Origin of the sequence: Cupriavidus pauculus, from assembly GCF_002858765.1 — a bacterium.
GTDB lineage: Bacteria > Pseudomonadota > Gammaproteobacteria > Burkholderiales > Burkholderiaceae > Cupriavidus > Cupriavidus pauculus_B.
The window spans coordinates 234,282-253,555 of sequence record NZ_PJRP01000004.1 but is presented as its reverse complement, the minus strand read 5'-3'; the positions used below and the strand labels follow the sequence as shown (position 1 = coordinate 253,555).

At 59.4% G+C, this 19,274-nt stretch carries 14 protein-coding genes; 5 read left to right on the top strand and 9 right to left on the bottom strand.

Annotated elements, in window-relative coordinates; all coding sequences use genetic code 11:
- Positions 1–674 precede the first annotated feature (674 nt).
- The 6 genes from CYJ10_RS12230 to CYJ10_RS12205 form a co-directional block, all read right to left on the bottom strand.
- Positions 675–1,979: a sensor histidine kinase gene (locus CYJ10_RS12230; RefSeq protein WP_101681858.1), complete on the bottom strand. Its 1,305-nt coding sequence runs from the start codon at positions 1,977–1,979 to the stop codon at positions 675–677.
- Between the two features lie 23 nt (positions 1,980–2,002).
- Positions 2,003–3,382: an alpha-hydroxyketone-type quorum-sensing autoinducer synthase gene (gene cqsA / locus CYJ10_RS12225; RefSeq protein ID WP_374703257.1), complete on the bottom strand. Its 1,380-nt coding sequence runs from the start codon at positions 3,380–3,382 to the stop codon at positions 2,003–2,005.
- 395 nt (positions 3,383–3,777) lie between these two features.
- On the bottom strand, positions 3,778–4,152 hold the full coding sequence (locus CYJ10_RS12220) for a hypothetical protein (protein WP_257993271.1): 375 nt from the start codon (positions 4,150–4,152) through the stop codon (positions 3,778–3,780).
- A 301-nt stretch (positions 4,153–4,453) separates the two neighbouring features.
- A complete protein-coding gene (locus CYJ10_RS12215; RefSeq protein WP_180862909.1) occupies positions 4,454–7,837 on the bottom strand; it encodes a hybrid sensor histidine kinase/response regulator in 3,384 nt (1,127 codons plus the stop codon).
- 829 nt (positions 7,838–8,666) lie between these two features.
- Positions 8,667–8,945: a hypothetical protein gene (locus CYJ10_RS12210; protein WP_101681757.1), complete on the bottom strand. Its 279-nt coding sequence runs from the start codon at positions 8,943–8,945 to the stop codon at positions 8,667–8,669.
- Positions 8,946–9,170: 225 nt separating this feature from the next.
- A complete protein-coding gene (locus CYJ10_RS12205) occupies positions 9,171–9,485 on the bottom strand; it encodes an H-NS histone family protein (protein WP_101681756.1) in 315 nt (104 codons plus the stop codon).
- An 891-nt stretch (positions 9,486–10,376) separates the two neighbouring features.
- Here CYJ10_RS12205 and CYJ10_RS12200 point away from each other — a divergent pair.
- Entirely contained in the window at positions 10,377–10,685 is a 309-nt protein-coding gene (locus CYJ10_RS12200) for an H-NS histone family protein (RefSeq protein WP_101681755.1), read from the top strand.
- A gap of 369 nt (positions 10,686–11,054) precedes the next feature.
- On the opposite strand, the gene CYJ10_RS12195 is transcribed toward CYJ10_RS12200, so the two are convergent.
- Positions 11,055–11,441 (bottom strand): BrnA antitoxin family protein, encoded by a 387-nt coding sequence (locus tag CYJ10_RS12195; protein WP_101681754.1) that lies wholly within the window; start codon positions 11,439–11,441, stop codon positions 11,055–11,057.
- Between the two features lie 307 nt (positions 11,442–11,748).
- Entirely contained in the window at positions 11,749–12,696 is a 948-nt protein-coding gene (locus CYJ10_RS12190; protein WP_101681753.1) for a LysR family transcriptional regulator, read from the bottom strand.
- Between the two features lie 157 nt (positions 12,697–12,853).
- Between CYJ10_RS12190 and CYJ10_RS12185 the strand changes: the two genes are divergently transcribed.
- The 3 genes from CYJ10_RS12185 (at position 12,854) to CYJ10_RS12175 (ending at position 16,445) form a co-directional block, all read left to right on the top strand.
- On the top strand, positions 12,854–14,368 hold the full coding sequence (locus tag CYJ10_RS12185; protein WP_257993270.1) for a CoA-acylating methylmalonate-semialdehyde dehydrogenase: 1,515 nt from the start codon (positions 12,854–12,856) through the stop codon (positions 14,366–14,368).
- A 348-nt stretch (positions 14,369–14,716) separates the two neighbouring features.
- Positions 14,717–15,865 carry a hypothetical protein gene (locus tag CYJ10_RS12180; RefSeq protein WP_101681751.1) on the top strand — a complete coding sequence of 383 codons (1,149 nt, stop codon included), beginning with the start codon at positions 14,717–14,719 and terminating at the stop codon, positions 15,863–15,865.
- Positions 15,866–16,004: 139 nt separating this feature from the next.
- Complete coding sequence (locus CYJ10_RS12175; protein WP_101681750.1) at positions 16,005–16,445, top strand: thioesterase family protein; 441 nt, start codon at positions 16,005–16,007, stop codon at positions 16,443–16,445.
- Between the two features lie 101 nt (positions 16,446–16,546).
- Here the strand turns inward: CYJ10_RS12175 and CYJ10_RS12170 are convergent, their stop codons facing one another.
- A complete protein-coding gene (locus tag CYJ10_RS12170; RefSeq protein WP_257993269.1) occupies positions 16,547–18,229 on the bottom strand; it encodes a GMC family oxidoreductase in 1,683 nt (560 codons plus the stop codon).
- Positions 18,230–18,350: 121 nt separating this feature from the next.
- Between CYJ10_RS12170 and CYJ10_RS12165 the strand changes: the two genes are divergently transcribed.
- The gene (locus CYJ10_RS12165) at positions 18,351–19,262 is read left to right on the top strand and encodes a LysR family transcriptional regulator (protein WP_101681748.1); all 912 of its coding nucleotides are present in this window, start codon (positions 18,351–18,353) and stop codon (positions 19,260–19,262) included.
- Positions 19,263–19,274: the final 12 nt, after the last annotated feature.

The window sequence follows — 19,274 nt, the reverse complement described above, 5'->3', positions numbered from 1 at the left end:
CCCTTGCAGATTCACGCAAAAATGAATGCTATGAAGATAAGCCTTCTTATCACAATAACTTTTGTTTCCACCATAACTTGCTCGATTTGTGTCACGCCTGCCTCGGAACCCGCTCGGCCGGTCTGCTCCGCAGCTGATACCGGTTTTCTGACGGCCGACCGCCCGCGTGCTCGGCACGAGCAGTGGCTGCACCGGCTTGCGAAGCGCGTTGTTCCGGCGTCGTTACCCGAAGTTTTCGGGTAACGACCAATCACTGGCCCCAGGCGCTCAAGACTGTTGTGGGGATTCGGAGCCTGGGAAGCAAGCACTGCCAGCCGTGAATGTGCCTATAAAAGCGCTTTATGCTCACCTAACCAGTGGCGGTTTTTGTTGCACTGGTGCGGATAGCAACGGACTGACCTGACTTGTGTGTTTGCATGGGTAGTGTCTCTACCGGACGAGACACTACAGCTTCTGCTGGGCGCGCATGGTCGATATCACGTCCCTCGGCCGCTGCATTGGCCATCTTTCTCAGAGCCAAACACAGCCATTGGCCCTCGAGACGTCAGCGCTCTTTTGGACTTGCATTCGGGGACGCAGTGTTTGACGCGAACGTTACGCCAAGACAATCTATTGGACATCCGCCGCATCAGTCTTGGCAGCCGTCGGGGTCGTGCCGCGCATTGCCGCTGAGATCAAGCCTTGTGTTTCGGGAACTGAAGCTCGAATTCGGTGAACTCGTGTTCCACGGACTGGCAGGAAATCGAAGCCCCCCAACTGCGCAAGACGTCCCGGCAAAACGCCAGGCCGATACCCGTTCCCCGATGCGCGGGATAGGAAAAAAACGGCTGGAACATCCGGGCCAAAACGTGCGCAGGGACCCCTGGCCCCGTGTCCCGGAACAAGACATAAACGTCGCTGCCTCGCATCTCACATCGGATCAGAATCTTGCCCTTGCCTGCGCGCTTGATCGCCTCGAGCGCATTCTTGGTCAGATTGGTGATGACCAACTCGAACAGTTGGGCGTTACCTAGCACGTGCAGCGGTGCCGACGCGTCGATCGTGACGATATCCTGATGCGCAGGGTCGAACGGAAACCGGTCAATACTTTCGCGGACAGCGTGCACCAGGTCGAACACCTCCTGCTTGGCCGCCGCGGGGTCCTTGGAGTTCGCCACCAGCAAATCGATGCTGCTGCTGACATGCGCGAGATCGGCCTGCAAACGGCCAATGGCCTGCAGAATCCCCTCACGATGCGTGGCCTGTGGGTCCAGCGCCGCCGGCAACCTGCTTTTGAGTCCCGCAGCGGTCATCGTCAGACTCGTCAGGGGCGTACGCAATTCGTGGGCGACCGTTGCCAGGGCGACGGCCATCCCTCGTCGCTTTTCTTCGACCAGCAACTGGCGATCCAACTTGATCACGACGAGCACGGCGATGACGAAGGCAATGATCGGCAACTGCAAAAGCAACGACTGCCAGGGAATGCCTGCAATGGAATGACCGGCGACCACAAACAAGGCAAATGCGCCGGCCGCTCCCGAGAGTAAGGCAATCGTCGCAAACGCCGAACTAAAGTGGTAGAGGACCACTACGGCGATGATGACCGACTCTGCCCACACCAGAGAGCCGTGGTTCTCCAGGTAAAAGAAGATAAAAGCGAATGGCATCCCGACGGTGATGGCAAATAGCGCATAGGTCGGCAGCCATCGCTTGTGCGACAGTGCAGAAGCGAACAACAGCGGCACGAACAGCGCCGTGCAAATCAGTCGCAGCCACAGGTTTTCGTAAGCCTGGGGAAAGACATAGGACCAGATGACGTAGTAAAGCGGATGGCCAATGACCCCGAGCGCGCCCACCATCTGGATGCGACGCAGGCGCACGACGCTTTCCTCGTCGAGCAAGGTAGTCCTGGAGGCCGTCTCAAATACGGCACGCCGGGCATCCTTGACGAGTCGAATCCACAACGATTCGCCCCCTGATTGCTCTTGCGTGGCTTCCATCTGAGCGTCTGACCCCTGCAAGATTATGGCGCTGTGTCGCCTGGTGAACGGGTATGGCCGCGATGCGCGCGGCGCGTCGATGACCACTCCGCCAGCCTGACTTCGTCCCGAATCTTCGCGAGAACGTCGATCAGCCGGTCTATGTCGGAGGGAGTGAGTTTCGCATGCAGCGTAAGGCGCATCAATGCCCTATTCTTGGGGGTAGCAGGCGAGCAAAAAACGGCACCGAAGATGCCATGCCGCTGCAGTGCGTTGCGCAGAACCATGACCTGGGGTTCCGTGCCGGCCTCCAACCCGATAATCTGCTCACTCCCGTCGCTGATGTTGTAGCCAAGCTCTGCGATGGCCGCGCGCGTGGTCCGGGTGATGGCATGCAGGCGCTCCCTGCGATCGTCTGCGCGCGCAATGAAATCCGTCGCGGCATCGAACCAGGCGATTTCATGGCGCAGCAGACCGGAGCTGAAAATGGCCGGACGCGCCTCCACCGCAAAGAATTCCTTGAATCTGGTCGAACAGGCCACGAACCCGGCGCGGCCGGCGAATGCCTTGGCCAGCGACGCCGTCCGGAAATGCACCCGTTCGGAGAGCCCGAGCGCCGGGACAAGCCCACCGCCCGCCGGGCCATGCGTGCCCAGTGAATGTGACTCATCCACCACCAAAACGCTGCCCGTCGATTCCGCCATCTGGACGTACGCTTCCAGCGGCGCCACGCTGCCCGTGGTGCTATAGACAGAATCCACGAGGATGACGCCCGGACCTATCCGCTCGATCTGACGTGCGGCGTGAGCGAAGTCGTTGTGGCGGACTGGCACGGCCTGTGCCCCCGCCGCGCTGATGCCTTCCCACAGGGAGGCATGACCGTTCATGTCGATGTAGACAGGCACCCCCGGCCCTGCAATACATTGCACCAACCCGACGTTCGCCGCCCATCCTGACTGGGCGATCAGGCCATCTTCTGCCTGCATGAGCGTGGCGAGCTTGCGTTCGAGCTGCTGTTGGGGCGTGTCACCATGCCGAAACACCGACGACATCAGCAGTTCTGGCGCCTCGTTGAGTAGCGCCCGCGCCTGCGCCTGGACCAGCGCCGACTCCCCCAACAGGCATAGATAGTCGTTACTGCTCAGGTGCAAGGCATCGGGCCCCGGGACGCGACCGTGCAGCAGGTGATCGCCTCCCCAAAGGTTTTCCATTCTGTCGACGAAATGGGTCGCCATCCGATCCGAGATCCAGGCCGGTAACGGCGCAGACTGAATGCGACTGACAGATTTTGTCGGTTGGGAATGAAGATTGGCGGGCGACATCGGTTTTCCTCCAAAGAAATGAGCGCCAAAATCAAAAAAGGGAATGACTCGAAAGCTTGAGCGGTGCAGCGGGACGCCGCCCGCATTGGATTGCAGGGACACGACAACCGTAGGCTAAGCCAAAGCCTGTCGCGAACGCCAAAAACTCGCGCGCCATGCGTTTGCGCTGACGGCACCGGCATGCCTGCACTCCTCCGACCTCGTTCGCAGAACGGCACTGCCATGCATGAGCGTTTGCGACCTCTATTCGACGCTGATACGGAACGCCCGCGCTATTGCCAGATACCCAAAATCGACCGCATCTGGCATGAGAAAGTCATGCCAGCGCCTATCCTGAGGGCAACATGGCAGAACCTGTTAGCAGATTTGCGTAATCGTGCGCACTGCAAACGCAACCCTTGTCGGCCCACCCGGCATGATTGCCTGTTGTTAGGAAATGGCGATGACTGCCGCGGCGGGAGGGGTGCGCAATGATCCCAGGACGAGATCAGGCAGACCTAGGCTGTTGCGCCTGGCAATACGCCAAGTTTGGCTACGGCTTTGGGATTCGTCTCGATGTATGTTCTTGCGCCATCGAGCTGCACAACCAGAAGATGATCGAAACACGCGGCCTCAAGACAAAGCTCCACGCTACTCGCAGCGCTGAACACCTTGAGTAGACGCTCGCGCTCAACATAGCCGCCCAGCCAACCAAAAACTCGGACAAAGGTGTGGATCTTCCTGCGACGTGGAAGCAGTCTGGAGGCCTGCTCGGCCGAGAGCATTATTTTGGGCATGGCGAAAGCAATGATGAGGCTGCGCCCTCTTAACGCACAAAGGCGTCGGCTCGGATGCCCTCCAAAAGGCGGATAGGTACGCAGGACGGATTGCACCCCGTATCCGGACAATGCTCTGCAAGCTGACTGGCACATCAACGTGCATCGTTAGGCACAAACATCAAGAATGATGCACCAAAGCGCCGGCGGTTAATTGTCTTTTATACGAAATCCGGAAAGCTGATAGCACTCAAATACCTAGCCCAACCCCCTTCTAAGGATGATCCAGACTCGATTCAAACAGCCCGAGCATTAGACTAACCCGCTGTTTTTACAGGGTTTCTATTGGAAAGACACAAAGACCTCGCATTTATGTTATTTATACATCACTTTTAAAAAGGAGACATCTCCCCGCGCGTCAGCAGCACGACGGATTTTCGTGTGACTGTTGGCGAAGTCGCTCCATAGCGTTCGCCACGAGTGATTGCAAGGCAGCGATACGCTGGTCAAACCCAACCATCGTTCGCGCCCGGCACGCGTTCTCCAGATCCTGGCACGCGCGAACAACGTCCTCTTGCCCTTGCATCGCGAAAGCCCCCTTGATGGAATGCAACTCACTTAGGACACGCTCCAGGTCCCGAGGCAACGAACTCGATCGCAGTTTTGACAAAGAGGCTTCTGTCGTTGCCTTTAGCAGCGGCAAGACACGTCCCGACGTGTCCTGCCCGTCCGAAGTCGGGCGTCTTCGCAGCGCTTTGCTTTGGCCGCCCGTGCAGCGCTCAATGGCGCGCGCGAGCAATTGCAACGCGACGGGTTTCACCAACACATCATCGATCCCCACGTCTTTGCACTGCGCTGTGTGCTCCCGGGACGCGTGCGCCGTCACAGCGATGATGGGCAACGTCGCGCCCTGTGCGCGCAGCATCTTCGCCAACATGTAGCCGTCTATGTCCGGCATGGAAAGGTCGGTCAGCATCACGTCGAACGCCCCTTGGGCGAAATACTGCAACGCTTCACGGGCGTCTGCGGCGAGTACGGGCGTGACACCAAGCATTTCAAGCTGATTCCCAAGCAACACACGATTCACGGGGTGATCCTCGACGACCAACACGCGGATGTCTTCCGGGTTGGATGGCGCATCGAAGCGCCGAAGCGCGGCCGGAATATCGGGTGCCCGCGACACATCCGGAGCCTCCAACTGCGTCGTCGACGCCTGCGCAAGCCGTATGGCCTGATACAACCCAGCCAGGGCATAACGCGAGACCAGAATGTCTCCGCCCTGAACGAGCGGCTCACGCGGTCCGTTGTCCAACAGCAATATTCGAGACGTTGGATGCTCCGGACTGGATTCGGCTTCGCTGATGTTGAGCGAGCCACGATCGATCACCATCAGGGCTGGCCCGTGGGCGTGCGCTGCCTGCATTGCAGGGAGGGCACGGCATATAGGCCCCCACGAATTGATATGACCCTGCAGATGGGCGCGCCACAGCGGATCCTCGCAGGCGATGCCAATGTCGATCGACGGCAACCGCTCTACGAGTTCCCCGTCGCCTGCCACGTCAAGCGGCAGCGATACAACGATAGACGTACCGTGATCCGGTTGACTTTCCAGCTCAATGGACCCACCCATCGCCTGACAAAGCCGGTGGCACAACGCCAAACCCAGGCCCGTGCCGCCATACCGCCGGGTCATTGAGGGGTCACCCTGCTCGAACGGATGAAATAGCTTTGTCTGCAAGGAAGCCGGAATACCGATACCGGTATCCGATACGTTCAGGACAACCACCGGCAGACCTGAAGGGTGGGGAGAATCCACGCGCAAGCCGACCATGACATGGCCTGCCTCCGTGAATTTCACAGCGTTACTCAGCAGGTTCGCAAGGATCTGTCGCACGCGCACAGGATCCCCGATGTAGTGCCGGGCCACATGTCGCCCAATCTCGTAGTCCACCTTGAGCGCTTTCTCACGTGCAGCCGGCAGCAGCATGGAGAGGGTCTCTTCAAGCAGTTCGATAAGGTCGAAGCGCACGCGCTCGAGTTGCAGTTGTCCTGCAGCGATCTTCGAGTAATCGAGAATATCGCCCACGAGTTCGAGCAGCACCCGCGAAGAGCGATCAATGGTAGCGAGCCGATCTCGCTGCAACGCATCGAGTGAAGAGTGACCCAGCAACTCGAGATTGCCCAGCATACCGTTCAACGGCGTTCTGATTTCGTGGCTCATTGTCGCCAGGAATGTCGATGTCGCGCGGCTGGCCATCTCGGCGGTGCGGCGCGCCTGCACCAGACTCTCTTCCAATTGCTTGTGCTCGGTAATGTCCGTCACACTGCAAAGCAATGCCGCTTCAGACAAAAAACGCGTGTGGACCGCGTTGACTAGTAGATGTCGCACTTCGCCCGTTACGGTTGTGACCGTCAATTCTTGCGCCTGGCCAACTCGCCCAGCATCGGACTGGCGTTCGCATGACGCGCCGCCGCCCAGGTCCAGGAGTTTGCGCTCTATCGGCCGATCCTTGCAGGCGTAGACGGCAAGCGCGCGGTTGCCCAGCAGCACTTGGCCGCTTTCCTTGGAGATCAGGCACAAGCCACTTGGGGCCGCGTCGACGATCGTGCGATTGAGCGCCTCCCTGTCAAACACCTCCTGGGACCGAAGCAAAAGGGGATTCATGACATTGCGCAGATACGCAAAGATCAGTATCCATAGCAATGCCAGCAGCAGCGCAGCCCCGGCGATATGACTGGCGAGAAAACCTGCGCGTGCGAGGAGTATTGTCTTCCATGAGAAGGCATAGACGACAGACCAATCCGTGTTGGGCAGCGACTCGCTGATGCTGAATACCCCGTCGCGAAAGACATAATCGGAAGACTCCAGACGCTCCTTCCAGACACCGGACATCCACACCCGCGTCGGCAATCCGGCATCGACGCCATGACGGCCTGCGGCGCTACCCAGCAGACCGCCTGACGCGTCGAACACCATGAAGCTGCCGTCGTGGCTGCCTGCGTGAAGCCAGCCCGCAATCTGTGCTACGGGAACACTGCTTACGAAAATGCCAAACATCTGCCCGCGATCGAAAGCGGGTGCCACCAGTTTGACGGCACGCTGGCCGCTGAGGAGATCGTCAAACGGCCCATCCCAAACTATCGGACGGTCTCCCCGCGATCGCGCCTCAGCCGCGCGCCGGTGCAACCCTTGCATATCAACGGATAGCCGGCGCATGACGGCAACGATATCGCCCGCCCGTGCTGGGGCAGTTGACGGCAATCCGGACTGTGCCCACCCCGACTGCGGCCAGGCCATGGACACAAAAGAATGCTGCGGGTTGATAAAGTACCCCGCAAACGGCATGCCGTACTCCCGCGCGTTTGCCGTCATCGTGTACGCCAGCCTTTCGCTAAATGCGAGATACCGCGCGAAACGGTCGGCGGGTTGCGTCGGCGAAACGACGCCGAGCACGAGTTGCTCTACCAACGCCGGGTCACGACGCGACAGCAACAGACCCTGCTTGAAATCGTCGGTCCGCCGCGTCTGGTCGGTGGCTGCCCAGACCAACTCGGCCCGGACGACGTTGCTGTGCATGGCGGCCTGGCGCCTGTGCATCTCCTGCACAAGCATCGCCTTGCTGGCGCTGTAGGCGGTGCGCCCTTCCCCGATGTAATCGCGGATGTCAGTCCAGATGGCGATCCCCATCGCCACGGCCAGGGCCAGCGTGAGCAAGCCGCCGCCGGCGACCAATAGCCAGCGTTGGTGGTGTCGCAGAAGATGGATCTCGGAATGGCTGGGGGGTAGCGGAGTGGCAGACATCGGCACGTCAGGAAGGCTGGGCAATATTGCCGCGCACGCGCACATGTCGACTTCGCGTGTTTCGCCCTCTCAGGCAGAGCGAGTCCAGAAGCTGCGCGTGTATCGCGCCCACTGTGAGGGAAGAACCGCCCCGCTGCCTTGATTTGCATCTACGATGCGCGACACTGCTGGGATGGCGAACGCGCGACAAGTCGTCGGCCATTGAGATCGACGGCTACGTGACTGCACGCAGTTCCCTGACGTTAGGGTGCCGTGACATCCGATGCCACATCGGACACCTGAACCTCGCTTGCATCTGCCTGTCCGCAGGCCTTAAAGCACGTGGTTTGGAATCCTAAACATTCACTTTTGTGGGGATAATGACGCGTTTTCTGCCGACGGTAGCTAGGAGCGGCCAGCAGCGCATTGTGGCGCGACCACCGACGAAACCGTTGCAATCGCGAAGACGGAACGTGGCCATGCCTTGGTGGGCGCAGGTGTTGTCTGCCCTGCCAGGTTCAGTGAGATACGGTCCGGGCGGAGGGTTGGGCTTGCGGACTGCCTTGTGCACTTGTCCAGTCAGGTTAACTGCGTTGCTGGCGCATGCGCGCAAACCGCCACCATCCCAACAAATGATCCGTTTGCCGGCTGGGCAAAACGTGGGCAGGTCACTACCTTTGGCGTGGGCGTCGCGATAGAAATCCTCGTTGGGCGCCCGCTCAGAACGTCTACCAGCCCGCCACTGCCCCACTGTGGCGCGTTCTTTTTGAATTTACGGAACAGATGCTGGCACGGAGCGCATCATTTCCGGATGCCCAGGCAAGTATTAGGGTTGCGCGCCGCGCTTCCCTCAAAAGTCGCCTGTGTCCAGAATAATGCGGCCATCATTCGGCATTGCGCTTCGCCGGGCAGCCACGTTTCGTATCCGCTGCCACCCCTGGAGAAATGCCTCATATAGCGCCGCGTCGCGCAGGTCCTCGCCAAGCCCGGCCACATTAAGCTTGAAATGCTCTTCCAACGCCTGCCGTGTCACTACGAAAGCCTGGCTGCTGCCGGCAATCAAATAGTCAAACTGCACACCAACATCATCGCCGACATCAGCGACCTTGGGTCCAATCGGATAGACCATCGCACTGCTCCGAAACATTCTTCATCGGCACTAAGATACACGCGCTGACTACGCGCGCTCTGCGTGGGCTCCGACGTCCCGCCGTGCCTGACAAATTGCAACGGCAACGCTATTGAAAGCGCCACGCAGATCGAGACAGTTCCGAAACAAGGTACTCCGAGCGAAAAAGTCCGCGGGCCACCGACACATCGACGCGCGATAGCCCTACGTCTCTCTCTGGATAAATTACTCTTGCGCGATCAAGAATCGATTGCGATTCTTGCCCAGCCATGCCGGCGCGCGCCCCCGACCGGACCAAGTCTTGCCGGATTTCGGGTCGCGATACTTGGGAAGCAGCGCCTCCTTTACGGGCTTTGGAGCACCGCTTCCTGCGGGACGCCCCCGGCGGCGCTTGCCAACAACATCTTCCACGGACAAACCATATTCCGCCATCAACGCTTGGATCCTCTGGATGACGCCCGCTACCTCATTCGATCGCGCTTCCGCGAGTTGCGCTTCCAACGATTCTTTCTGGGCCAGCAGTTGCTTGTAGGTTGCCATGAGATTCCTTTTTTGGTGTTGTTGCCCTTCAATGTTACTTCCTCTTCATCGAAGTTTCTATTATTTAATGGCGACGAACCGCTCGCACTAGCCCTCAAGAAAGCCAATTGAAAGAACCGTTTTTCAATGCACAAGATCATCCCTATTCGCAGCATGGTGAAAACGTCAGCAACTCTCGTTGCTGGCGCTCCTGGCACTTAGGAGGCTGTTCTGGCCCACACATTCGCCCAATCGACTATGGCTTACAGGCGCGGGGGCAACAGCGTCTGCGCAATATCGAGCGACAGTGGCGAAACGCGTGGTGCTCGGGCCGGCAGAGTTAAGCGTTCACGGGCAGCCTCACCTCCCCGCACCTAATGCCACCGCCCATCGATACCTTGCAGAACAATCAGACCGGCGGATTGTGTGACGGCACTTTATGGATTGCCCCGGAAGTTGCGCTATTCTTGCTCTGTTACTTCCAGCCAACGACGGCTGCGCCATGTCGAGCATTGAGGCCATAGTGCACAATGCTGACTTCGCCAGTACCCGGCGCAGACAAATGCGCTCCTCATAATCACATGCAAAGGTAGGCGACACGTCCCGGTATCCGGACCTGACCATGCATTGGCATGACACAAGGAATTCGACTCACCGCGACGGGAAGCTCCAACGAAGACGCGAAGTTGCGATGGCGTTCGCAGAAGATACCGGTTCCCGGTGGCGCCTTGATCCATGACAATCCTGCTGCGTGGCACGTCTCTTGCGACAGCTTGCTATGGGACAATGGTTTGCCTGACAGCCTGTTTGAAGGCGGCGTTCTTTATTGCTGCGCCAGTCCAACAATAGACAAGACCACAACGCGCAGTCTCGACACGTGCTGGTCATCCCCATTTATGAGAAAGATTTTCAATGTATCCTTTGCACGAGCAAAATTTGCCAGGGAACGCGGAGGCTTCTGAAACGCAGCGATTGCGTGAACGCGCTTCAGCCATCGTATGGGTGCGCACAGAAATGGCAAAGCATGGAATTTCCGCGGGCGACCTCTTGGCAGCCGGCTGTTTCGAGACATCCACCGAGCCGGGTTCATCGTCAACCCAAAATCCTGCGCTGTATCGAGATGCGGAGGGTCATACCTGGAATGGCAATGGAAACCTCCCAGCGTGGCTCCAACGTGCGGTAAATGCCGGCCAGTCTGCGGAACATTTCAAGGTTTCATGAGTTCGCGCTGCCGAGGGCGGTCCTGCTCCAACAGGATTAGCCCGAGCGTCGCACTTCCCACATAGCCCAGCCACCGACGCACAGCTTCCCTCTCCCGACGCGCCAGCCTTGGTAGGCGTCATTGATTTTCCAGCCCACCTCTGATGGCCATTGCTGGGTAAATTGGCAGCGGTAACGTCCCATCGTCCACGGGCTCAGACGTGTCGGTTTGGATTGTGTCGGTGTCGATGCTCACCAGGGACATCATGCCCCTGAGACGCCGTGCCTCGCAATCGATGGCAAGCACCATAGCGTAGCCCGCTACAGTGACAACAATGACGTGCCAAGGGGAATACTCCCTGAAATGGATGCCGGCCCAATGAGAAGGGGCTACGGTTCCTTTGGGACGCTGGTCTCTACGCCCTTCAATTTGGCCTGCGCCACATGTTCGGCGAGTGCCTCGTGAATGCGTCGCTGCCAGCCTACGCCAGCGCGACGGAAATACTCCAGCACGTACGGGTCAAAGCTGAGACAGACATGTTCTTTGCGGAAATCTGCAACGCCACGCCCGGCAGTTCGGTGGTAGGCATCGGCAAGGGCGGCGCTGCGGATCCGGGCAAGTTCGCGGCCTTTTGGCCCTGCGCTGTCTGGCACAGCAACCACCCATTTCGCAGGGCCGTAGAGATCGCGGATTTGCCGCTCTGCCTCTGCATGGTCAGATGCATAGACGGTGCCACTATGCTCACCCGCCCGGAAAACATGGAACATCTTGTTCATATGCAATGCGCTTAGTGCTTGGGCTGAATGGTAAGCCCATCACATGCTTGCAGCCACCCATCGCATTGCGACGGATTTGCGCCAGCGCAAAAAACGTGCGCCCTGCATCGACAAGGAACGCGTTGTGCCAGCATCCCGCAAAAATCCGAAGACGATGTCGAAATCGGCGCATTTGGAGCGCTCTCACTCGAAAGGACCCGCCGAGCAACGTCGGCAATCGTCGGCAAATTTCTTTGCACGCTTGTTGCGGCCTTCCGGTTGCCTTATGTCTGTCGCTTGATCTCACATCGGCGAGATTTTCAACACATTAGTCCGGCTTTCGCGGTGCAAACCCCTCGGCGTATGCCTCTCGCAAGAATTCGACGAAGACCTGAGATACGCGCGACGCGTGGGCCGCGTAGGGCCGAATGGCATACAGCCATTCGCCGAACGCTCCAGTGGATCGCCAATCGGGCAAGACCTCTACCAGGCGACCACTTTGAAGCGCAGACTGTGCGCTGAAATCTGGTAGCAGCGCAATGCCGAGGCCCGCGATGGCAGCATCGCGCAACGCTTCACTGTTGTTGACGGCTAACTGCCCTGCCACCGGAACCGTCACGGGGTCAGCGTACTTGGCATCCGACGAAACAAAGGTCCACGTCGACGCGCCTTGCGCACGGGGGTAGTGCAGACACGCGTGCCCTGCGAGCTCCATCGGTGATTCCGGCAACCCGTTGGCGCGGAGATAGGAGCGGCTAGCCGCAAGCACCGTCCGCGTGGAAGCCAGCGTCCATGCGACGTGCGTCTCGGGAGGCGCCGCCGTGTGTCGCACGGCCAGGTCGAAGCCTTCCTGGGCCAGCGGCCTGATTCTGTCCGACATATCCAACTCGACCTGAATGTCCGGAAACCGTCGCAGGAACGCCGGCAACAGCGGAACAAGTTGCTGGCGAGCAAACGCAACGGGGGCAGTGACGCGCAACCGTCCTCGGGGTGCCCCCGCCAAATCGCGGACGTTGGCGAAGCTTGTCGCAATCTGGTCGAAGGCGCCCTGCACCGAATCGACCAGTTCGCGCCCCGCCGCGGTCAGCATCGCACTTCTTGTCGTGCGCTGGACAAGCATCACGCCAGCGGCCGTTTCCAGCGCCGAAATGTGCTGGCTCATGGACGCCTTGCTGACGCCCAGACGCGCTGCCGCTTTGCTGAAACTACCTTGCTGCTCCAACACCACAAGCCAGTGGAGATGCTCCCAAAGCTCTTCGACGCCACCTTGCCGCATGCTGCACGCCCCCACCCTTAAGCCATCTTTCGTAAAAATAGTATGGTACCAGTACAAAAACGTGAACAATATGTTTAGAAAAGGACGGCTACCTCGGCGGGGTGGGCGTTCATATACTGCGTTGACCGTATAACCGCACAACGAACAGGAGATGCCCGTGACCGTGCCTTTCAACGATTCCGCCGAAGTCATCCACTACATTTCTGGTAAGCAATTCAGCGGCTCCGGCACACGCTCCCAGGATGTGTTCAATCCGGCCACCGGTGCTGTTGCACGCCAGGTTCGTCTGGGTACCGTGGAGGATGTGGCGGCCGCGGTAGAAAGCGCGAAGGCCGCCTTTCCGAACTGGGCCGATACGCCGCCGATCCGGCGTGGGCGCGTCATGCTGAAGTTCCTCGAACTGATGAACCAGCATAAGGACGACTTGGCGGCGATCATCACGGCCGAACACGGCAAGGTCTTGAGCGACGCGGCCGGCGAAGTCAGCCGCGGCATCGACATCATCGAGTTTGCTTGCGGTATTCCCCAACTGCTCAAGGGCGACTTCACTGACCAGGTCTCCACGGGCATGGACAACTGGACGCTGCGCCAGCCCCTGGGCGTGGTCGCAGGCATCACCCCTTTCAACTTCCCATGCATGGTGCCGTGCTGGATGTTCCCTGTCGCCATCGCCGCAGGCAACTGCTTCATCCTGAAGCCCAGCGAACGCGACCCGTCGGCTTCGCTCTTCATGGCGAAACTGCTCAAGCAAGCGGGTCTGCCCGACGGCGTCTTTAACGTTATTCAGGGCGACAAGACGGTGGTCGATGCCCTGCTGCACCACGAAGACGTCAAGGCGGTAAGCTTCGTTGGTTCGACCCCTATCGCCAACTATATCTACGAAACGGGCGCGAAGCTGGGTAAGCGCGTCCAGGCACTCGGCGGCGCCAAGAACCACATGGTCATCATGCCGGATGCGGATATTGACCAGGCCGTGGACGGTCTGATCGGTGCGGCCTATGGCTCGGCCGGCGAGCGTTGCATGGCCATTTCGGTGGCGGTTCTCGTCGGCGATGTCGCCGACACGATCATCCCGAAGCTGCAGGCGCGTGCGTTGGAACTCGTCATCAAGAATGGCATGGAAGCCGATGCGGAAATGGGCCCGGTCGTCACGAAGCAAGCTCTGGAACGCATCGAGAACTATATTGCCATCGGTGTAGAGGAAGGCGCGACGCTGCTGGTCGACGGTCGGAACTACAAGGTCCCGGGTCATGAGCAAGGTTTCTTCACTGGCGGCACTTTGTTCGATCACGTGACCCCGGACATGCGGATCTATAAGGAAGAAATCTTCGGCCCCGTCCTTGCCTGCGTACGTGTCGAAGACTTTGCCCAGGCGGTCAAGCTGGTCAACGATCATGAATTCGGCAACGGCGTGGCCTGCTATACGCGAGATGGTCAAATCGCACGCGAGTTCTCGCGTCGCATCGAAGTGGGCATGGTCGGCATCAATGTGCCCATCCCGGTGCCGATGGCATGGCACGGCTTCGGCGGCTGGAAGCGTTCCCTGTTCGGGGACATGCATGCCTATGGTGAAGAAGGGGTGCGCTTCTACACCCGGCAGAAGAGCATCATGCAGCGCTGGCCCAATGACACCGCTCGCGGCCCGGAATTTGCCATGCCGACGGCCAAGTAACAGAATTTGGTGCCGGCCTCTGGCCGGTAAGACGGCGCCGCTGACCACGGTCGACGAGACCGTGACCGAACCCCAACCTCGAAGATCGCGAGGTTGGGGCTGCATGGTGGCCGCTCGGTGACCCGTGATTCGCAGCCCGCCCCCCCAGACATTGCAAAGGCCTTTGGCCGCCGTTTGCTGCCCCGCATTGCGCCCCATACATCACTTCAAGAGCTCTGTGGGTTCGGTTTATTGCCTTTCAGCACTAGACTACTTGCCTTGCCCATATGTCGTTGGCCCCATCGACACGCTAAGGTTGCAGAAATCACCTGATTTCAGTGTGTACGTCTCAGCGGTTCGCAAACAGCCATGACATCACGACTTCTGGGTTACCTTGCTCTCGTCATTGCATGCATCTCAGGCAGCGCACTCGCTGCTGAATTTGGCAGCAAAGGCGGTCCCCCGCCTGCGAATATCAACCAGATCGCTGCCGTCCTTCACCAGGATTCCAATGATCTGGAGTTGCTGATCAGCTTCGGGACTTCCAAGGGCGGCTCGGCAGGACATATCGCTCTTGCCGTGCGTGGTGATGGCGCATCCGATGACGACACGGTGTATTCCGCAAATTTCTATGCAGATCGCACCGTCGGGCATGAGACCCGTTTCGATACCTCGGATCTGATTCTGGCGATTCCCAAACGAGAGTACCTATTCGAGACAACCTCGTCTTTGTCAGAAACGACCGTATTTGGTCTGGACTTTGGCGAAATCTACAAGCGATCGGTCATCGGGGTGCGGGTATTCGGCGTCCCCGCCCAGGATAGGCAGTCACTCGTTGCCTTTTTCCAGCGCGTCAATGCCGACTACCACCGGCGTGCGACGGACGTCGCGTACCACCGGGGTGAAGTCAAGTACGACTATTTTCGGTTGAACTGCGCAAAAGCGATCGGAGCAGCTTTCAAATACGGCGCGGGCTACCAGGATCTGAAGGTTAAGAGCCCACGAGCGCTCCAGGGACGGCGGGTCGTGGCGGCCGCTACCGCAAATATACCGACCGAGATGGCGTTGCAGCTGATGTCTGCATGGAATGCGCGCGGGTATCGCATGGATGTCGTCCTCTACAAGAAGTACGGCGACTCCTCCTACGTGGAGCCTCGCGAGGATCCAAAGATCGCTTTCAAGGACTTACCCAATCGATTCCCTTCGGTGCTCTCTCTGGATTTTCGGAGGGAACAAGGGGCCTACCGAGATTTCGATAATCTTTTCGCCATGTACCTGCTCTACAACCTGGGGCGTTACAGCGTGCGCCTTGACGGCCGCACCCGGTTGCTTGAGATCGAGAGAGACAAGGAACCCATGGACTATCCTGCCGCCGCTAAGCTTGCGAAAGGTAGCGCCAAATCGGACAGTGATAACTTTCGCCGACATACGTTGTTTCGACCACTTGGCAAAAGCATCGGTGAGACACCAGACAATACCCATCTGTACGATTACTCGGAAGAGGCGCCACGTCCGTAGTCAATTCCATCGTGTGCAAGGTGACTACCAGGGTCGTTACACTGCGTTCGGGCACGCCGCAAGGTGCCTTTATGCGCAGAGCCAGATCCACTAAGATTGCGGTCCTCTTTCCAACACATCGCAATGCTTAATTTCTGTCATGGCCCGTCTAAAGCTCGATCTCCCGCTCAGCCAACTTTGTTACTCGACCCACCTCACGGTCCGTGTCACCGACATTAACTCGGCGAATCATCTGGCCAACGATTCGATGATCTCCATGATCTCGGAGGCGCGTGCCCGCTTCCTGTTCGAGCACGGCGGCGGGGAACTGATTGGCAGCGCCCGCATCATCGTGACGGATTTGGCCACCACGTATTGCAAGGAAGCCCACGCGCGCGACCACCTTCTGTTCGAAGTGGGGGTGATGGACTTCAACAAGTACGGCGGCGACATCATCTTCCGGATCACGCGACCGGCCGATGACGCGCTGATCGCCATGGCCAAATCAGGATTCGTTTTCTTCGACTACGAGCGTAAGTGCGTCGTGCCTATGCCGGAGAGTTTTGCCACCGCGTTTCCTGCGGTCAATTGGGTTAGTTGAACAGCAACACGCGGCATACCGGCACGTCTTCCCGTGCAAGGAGCCTGGATCCTTGCGGCGATTCTCCCGGGGCAAAGGGCAACGAAAGTTAGGCCACCGATCTACCGCGAGCGGACGGTCTCGGATCGCACCCAGTTCGCTGCCTTCTCGGCCATCATCAGGGTGGGACTGTTGGTGTTGCCACTGGTGATCGTCGGCATCGCGCTGGCATCAACCACGCGCAAGCCGCCGATGCGGCCACCAAGGCCATCACGCACCCGCATCCGACTGTCGAGTACGGCCATGGGGTTGTCGTCGCGCCCCATCGCAGCGGTACCCACTGGGTGGAAGATGGTGGTGGCGATATCACCGGCGAGCCGCGCCAAATCTTCGTCTGTCTGGTATTGTCGCCCGGGCTTGTATTCTTGCGGGCGAAATCGGGCCAGCGCCGGCTGCTCGACAATACGGCGGGTCACCCGCAGCGAGTCCGCCGCGACCTGCCGATCCGCTTCTGTGGACAAGTAGTTAGGCACGATGGACGGCGCGTGCCGAAAGTCGGTACTGCGGATACTCACAGCGCCGCGACTCGTTGGGTTCAAGTTGCAGACGCTCGCGGTGAAGGCCGGGAAAGCGTGCAACGGATCACCGAATGCCTCCAAGGAGAGCGGCTGGACGTGGTATTGAATGTTCGGCCAGGTTTGGTTCGGCGAACTACGCGTGAAGGCGCCCAGTTGCGACGGAGCCATGCTCATCGGACCGCTGCGTGAGAGCAGGTATTGCAGCCCAATGCGCGCCTTCCCCCAAGGACTGGATGCCAGCACATTGAGGGTCGGTGCGCCCTCGATCTGGTAGACGGCACGAATTTGCAGATGATCCTGCAAATTTCCGCCCACGCCAGGCAGGTCGGCCAGGACCTTGATGCCGTGCCTTTGCAGCAACGCACCGGGACCGAGGCCCGACAATTGCAGGATCTGCGGCGTGCCAATACTGCCCGCGCTCAGTATCACCTCGTGCGTGGCGCGTATAGTGATGAACTGGTGCCCATCCCAAACCTCCACGCCAGTGCAACGCATCGTGCCGTCAGGTTGGCGCTCAACCAGCAGACGCGATACTTGGGCGCCGGTCCACAGCGTAAAGTTTCGCCGACGATAGCAAGAACGCAGAAAGGCCTTGGCAGTGTTCCAGCGCCAGCCTGCCTTCTGGTTGACCTGAAAGTACCCCACGCCCTCATTGTTGCCCCGATTGAAGTCGCCCGTATGCGGAACGCCGGCCTGCACAGCGGCTTCTGCAAAAGCGTCGAGGATATCCCAGCGCAGGCGCTGCTTCTCCACCCGCCACTCTCCGCCATGACCATGGAACGCGGCGAAGTCAGGGTCGGAATCCGGACCGTCTCCAAGGTAGTGGTCTTCGTGCTGCCGAAAGGCAGGCAGGGTATTGGCCCAACTCCAGGTGTCATCGCCGGTAAGCGCCGCCCACTGCTCGTAGTCTCGCGACTGGCCACGCATGTAGATCATGCCATTGATACTCGAGCAACCACCGAGGGTCTTCCCGCGTGGATAACGCAATTGCCTGCCATTCAGGCCCGCATCGGGCTCGGTCTGGTAGAGCCAGTCGGTGCGTGGATTTCCTATGCAGTAGAGGTACCCGACCGGAATGTGAATCCAGTGATAGTTGTCCTTGCCGCCGGCCTCGATGAGCAGTACGCGTCGGTTGTTGTCTGCGCTGAGCCTGTTGGCCATTAACGCGCCGGCCGTGCCGGCACCGATGACGATGTAGTCGAAAACTGTGGCAGTGCTCTCGGTCACAATGCGGCGTCTCCAAGGTGAGCGTTGGGTGCTCATCTGTATGGTGTGTGCGCGCAGTGTCCCTCCGAAACCGACCTCAATCCATTGAGTTTGCACAATCCGAGATATAAGCTAGGCAAATATGAACCCAGCCAACCTTGATCTGCAAACGCTTCGGGTATTTGTTGCGGTCGCGCGAGAAGGCAGTGTCTCCAGGGCGGCCGAGCAGATGCATCGGTCTCAGCCTGCCGTCAGCCTCCAACTCAAACGCCTGGCAGAGATGACCGGCCTCACGCTATTTCATCGCTCCGCCCACGGCCTGATACTGAGCGCCGATGGCGCGGCGCTGCTTTCCCAAGCCGAGCGGGCATTGCACGCCGCCCAGGACTTCGCCAATGCCGTCAGCAGGCTGCACGGTACCGTGCGCGGCAAGCTCCGTGTCGGCACCATCCTAGAGCCATCGTTCCTGCGCTTGGGCAATTGGCTTGGGCAACTTGTCCAGTCAGCGCCCGAGATCGAGACCGAACTGCGCCATGGCATGAGTGGTAGCGTGATGGGCCAGCTGCAACACGGTAGTCTCGATGTCTGCTTTTATCTAAGTCCCGATCGGGAGGCCACGCACCTGCTGCAACCGGATCTGATGGTGCGCACGCTGACGCGCTTTGAATACCGGGTCGTCGCACCGGCTGGCTGGGGCCCGCAGGTGACAGGTTGTGACTGGGAGGCGCTGGCGACCTTGCCGTGGCTGGCTACCCCACCGGAATCCGTGCATTCCCGGCTGCTTGCGCGCGTATTCGGCCCACGGGGACTAGCCCCTCGACACACCGCCTTGGTGGATCAGGAGTCTTCGATGCTGGACCTGATCAAGTCGGGCGTCGGGCTCAGCCTTGTGCGCGATGCTATCGCCATACGGGAAAGCCAGATTTCCGGGCTCGCCGTGGCGGATCGGGTCAGCCTTGGATGCGAACTGCAATGCGTCTGTCTCGCGTCCAGACTGGAAGAGGCCGTGATCGTGGAAGCCCTGGGCGCGCTGGATCGGGTTTGGCTGGCGTAAGCCGCAAAGGGG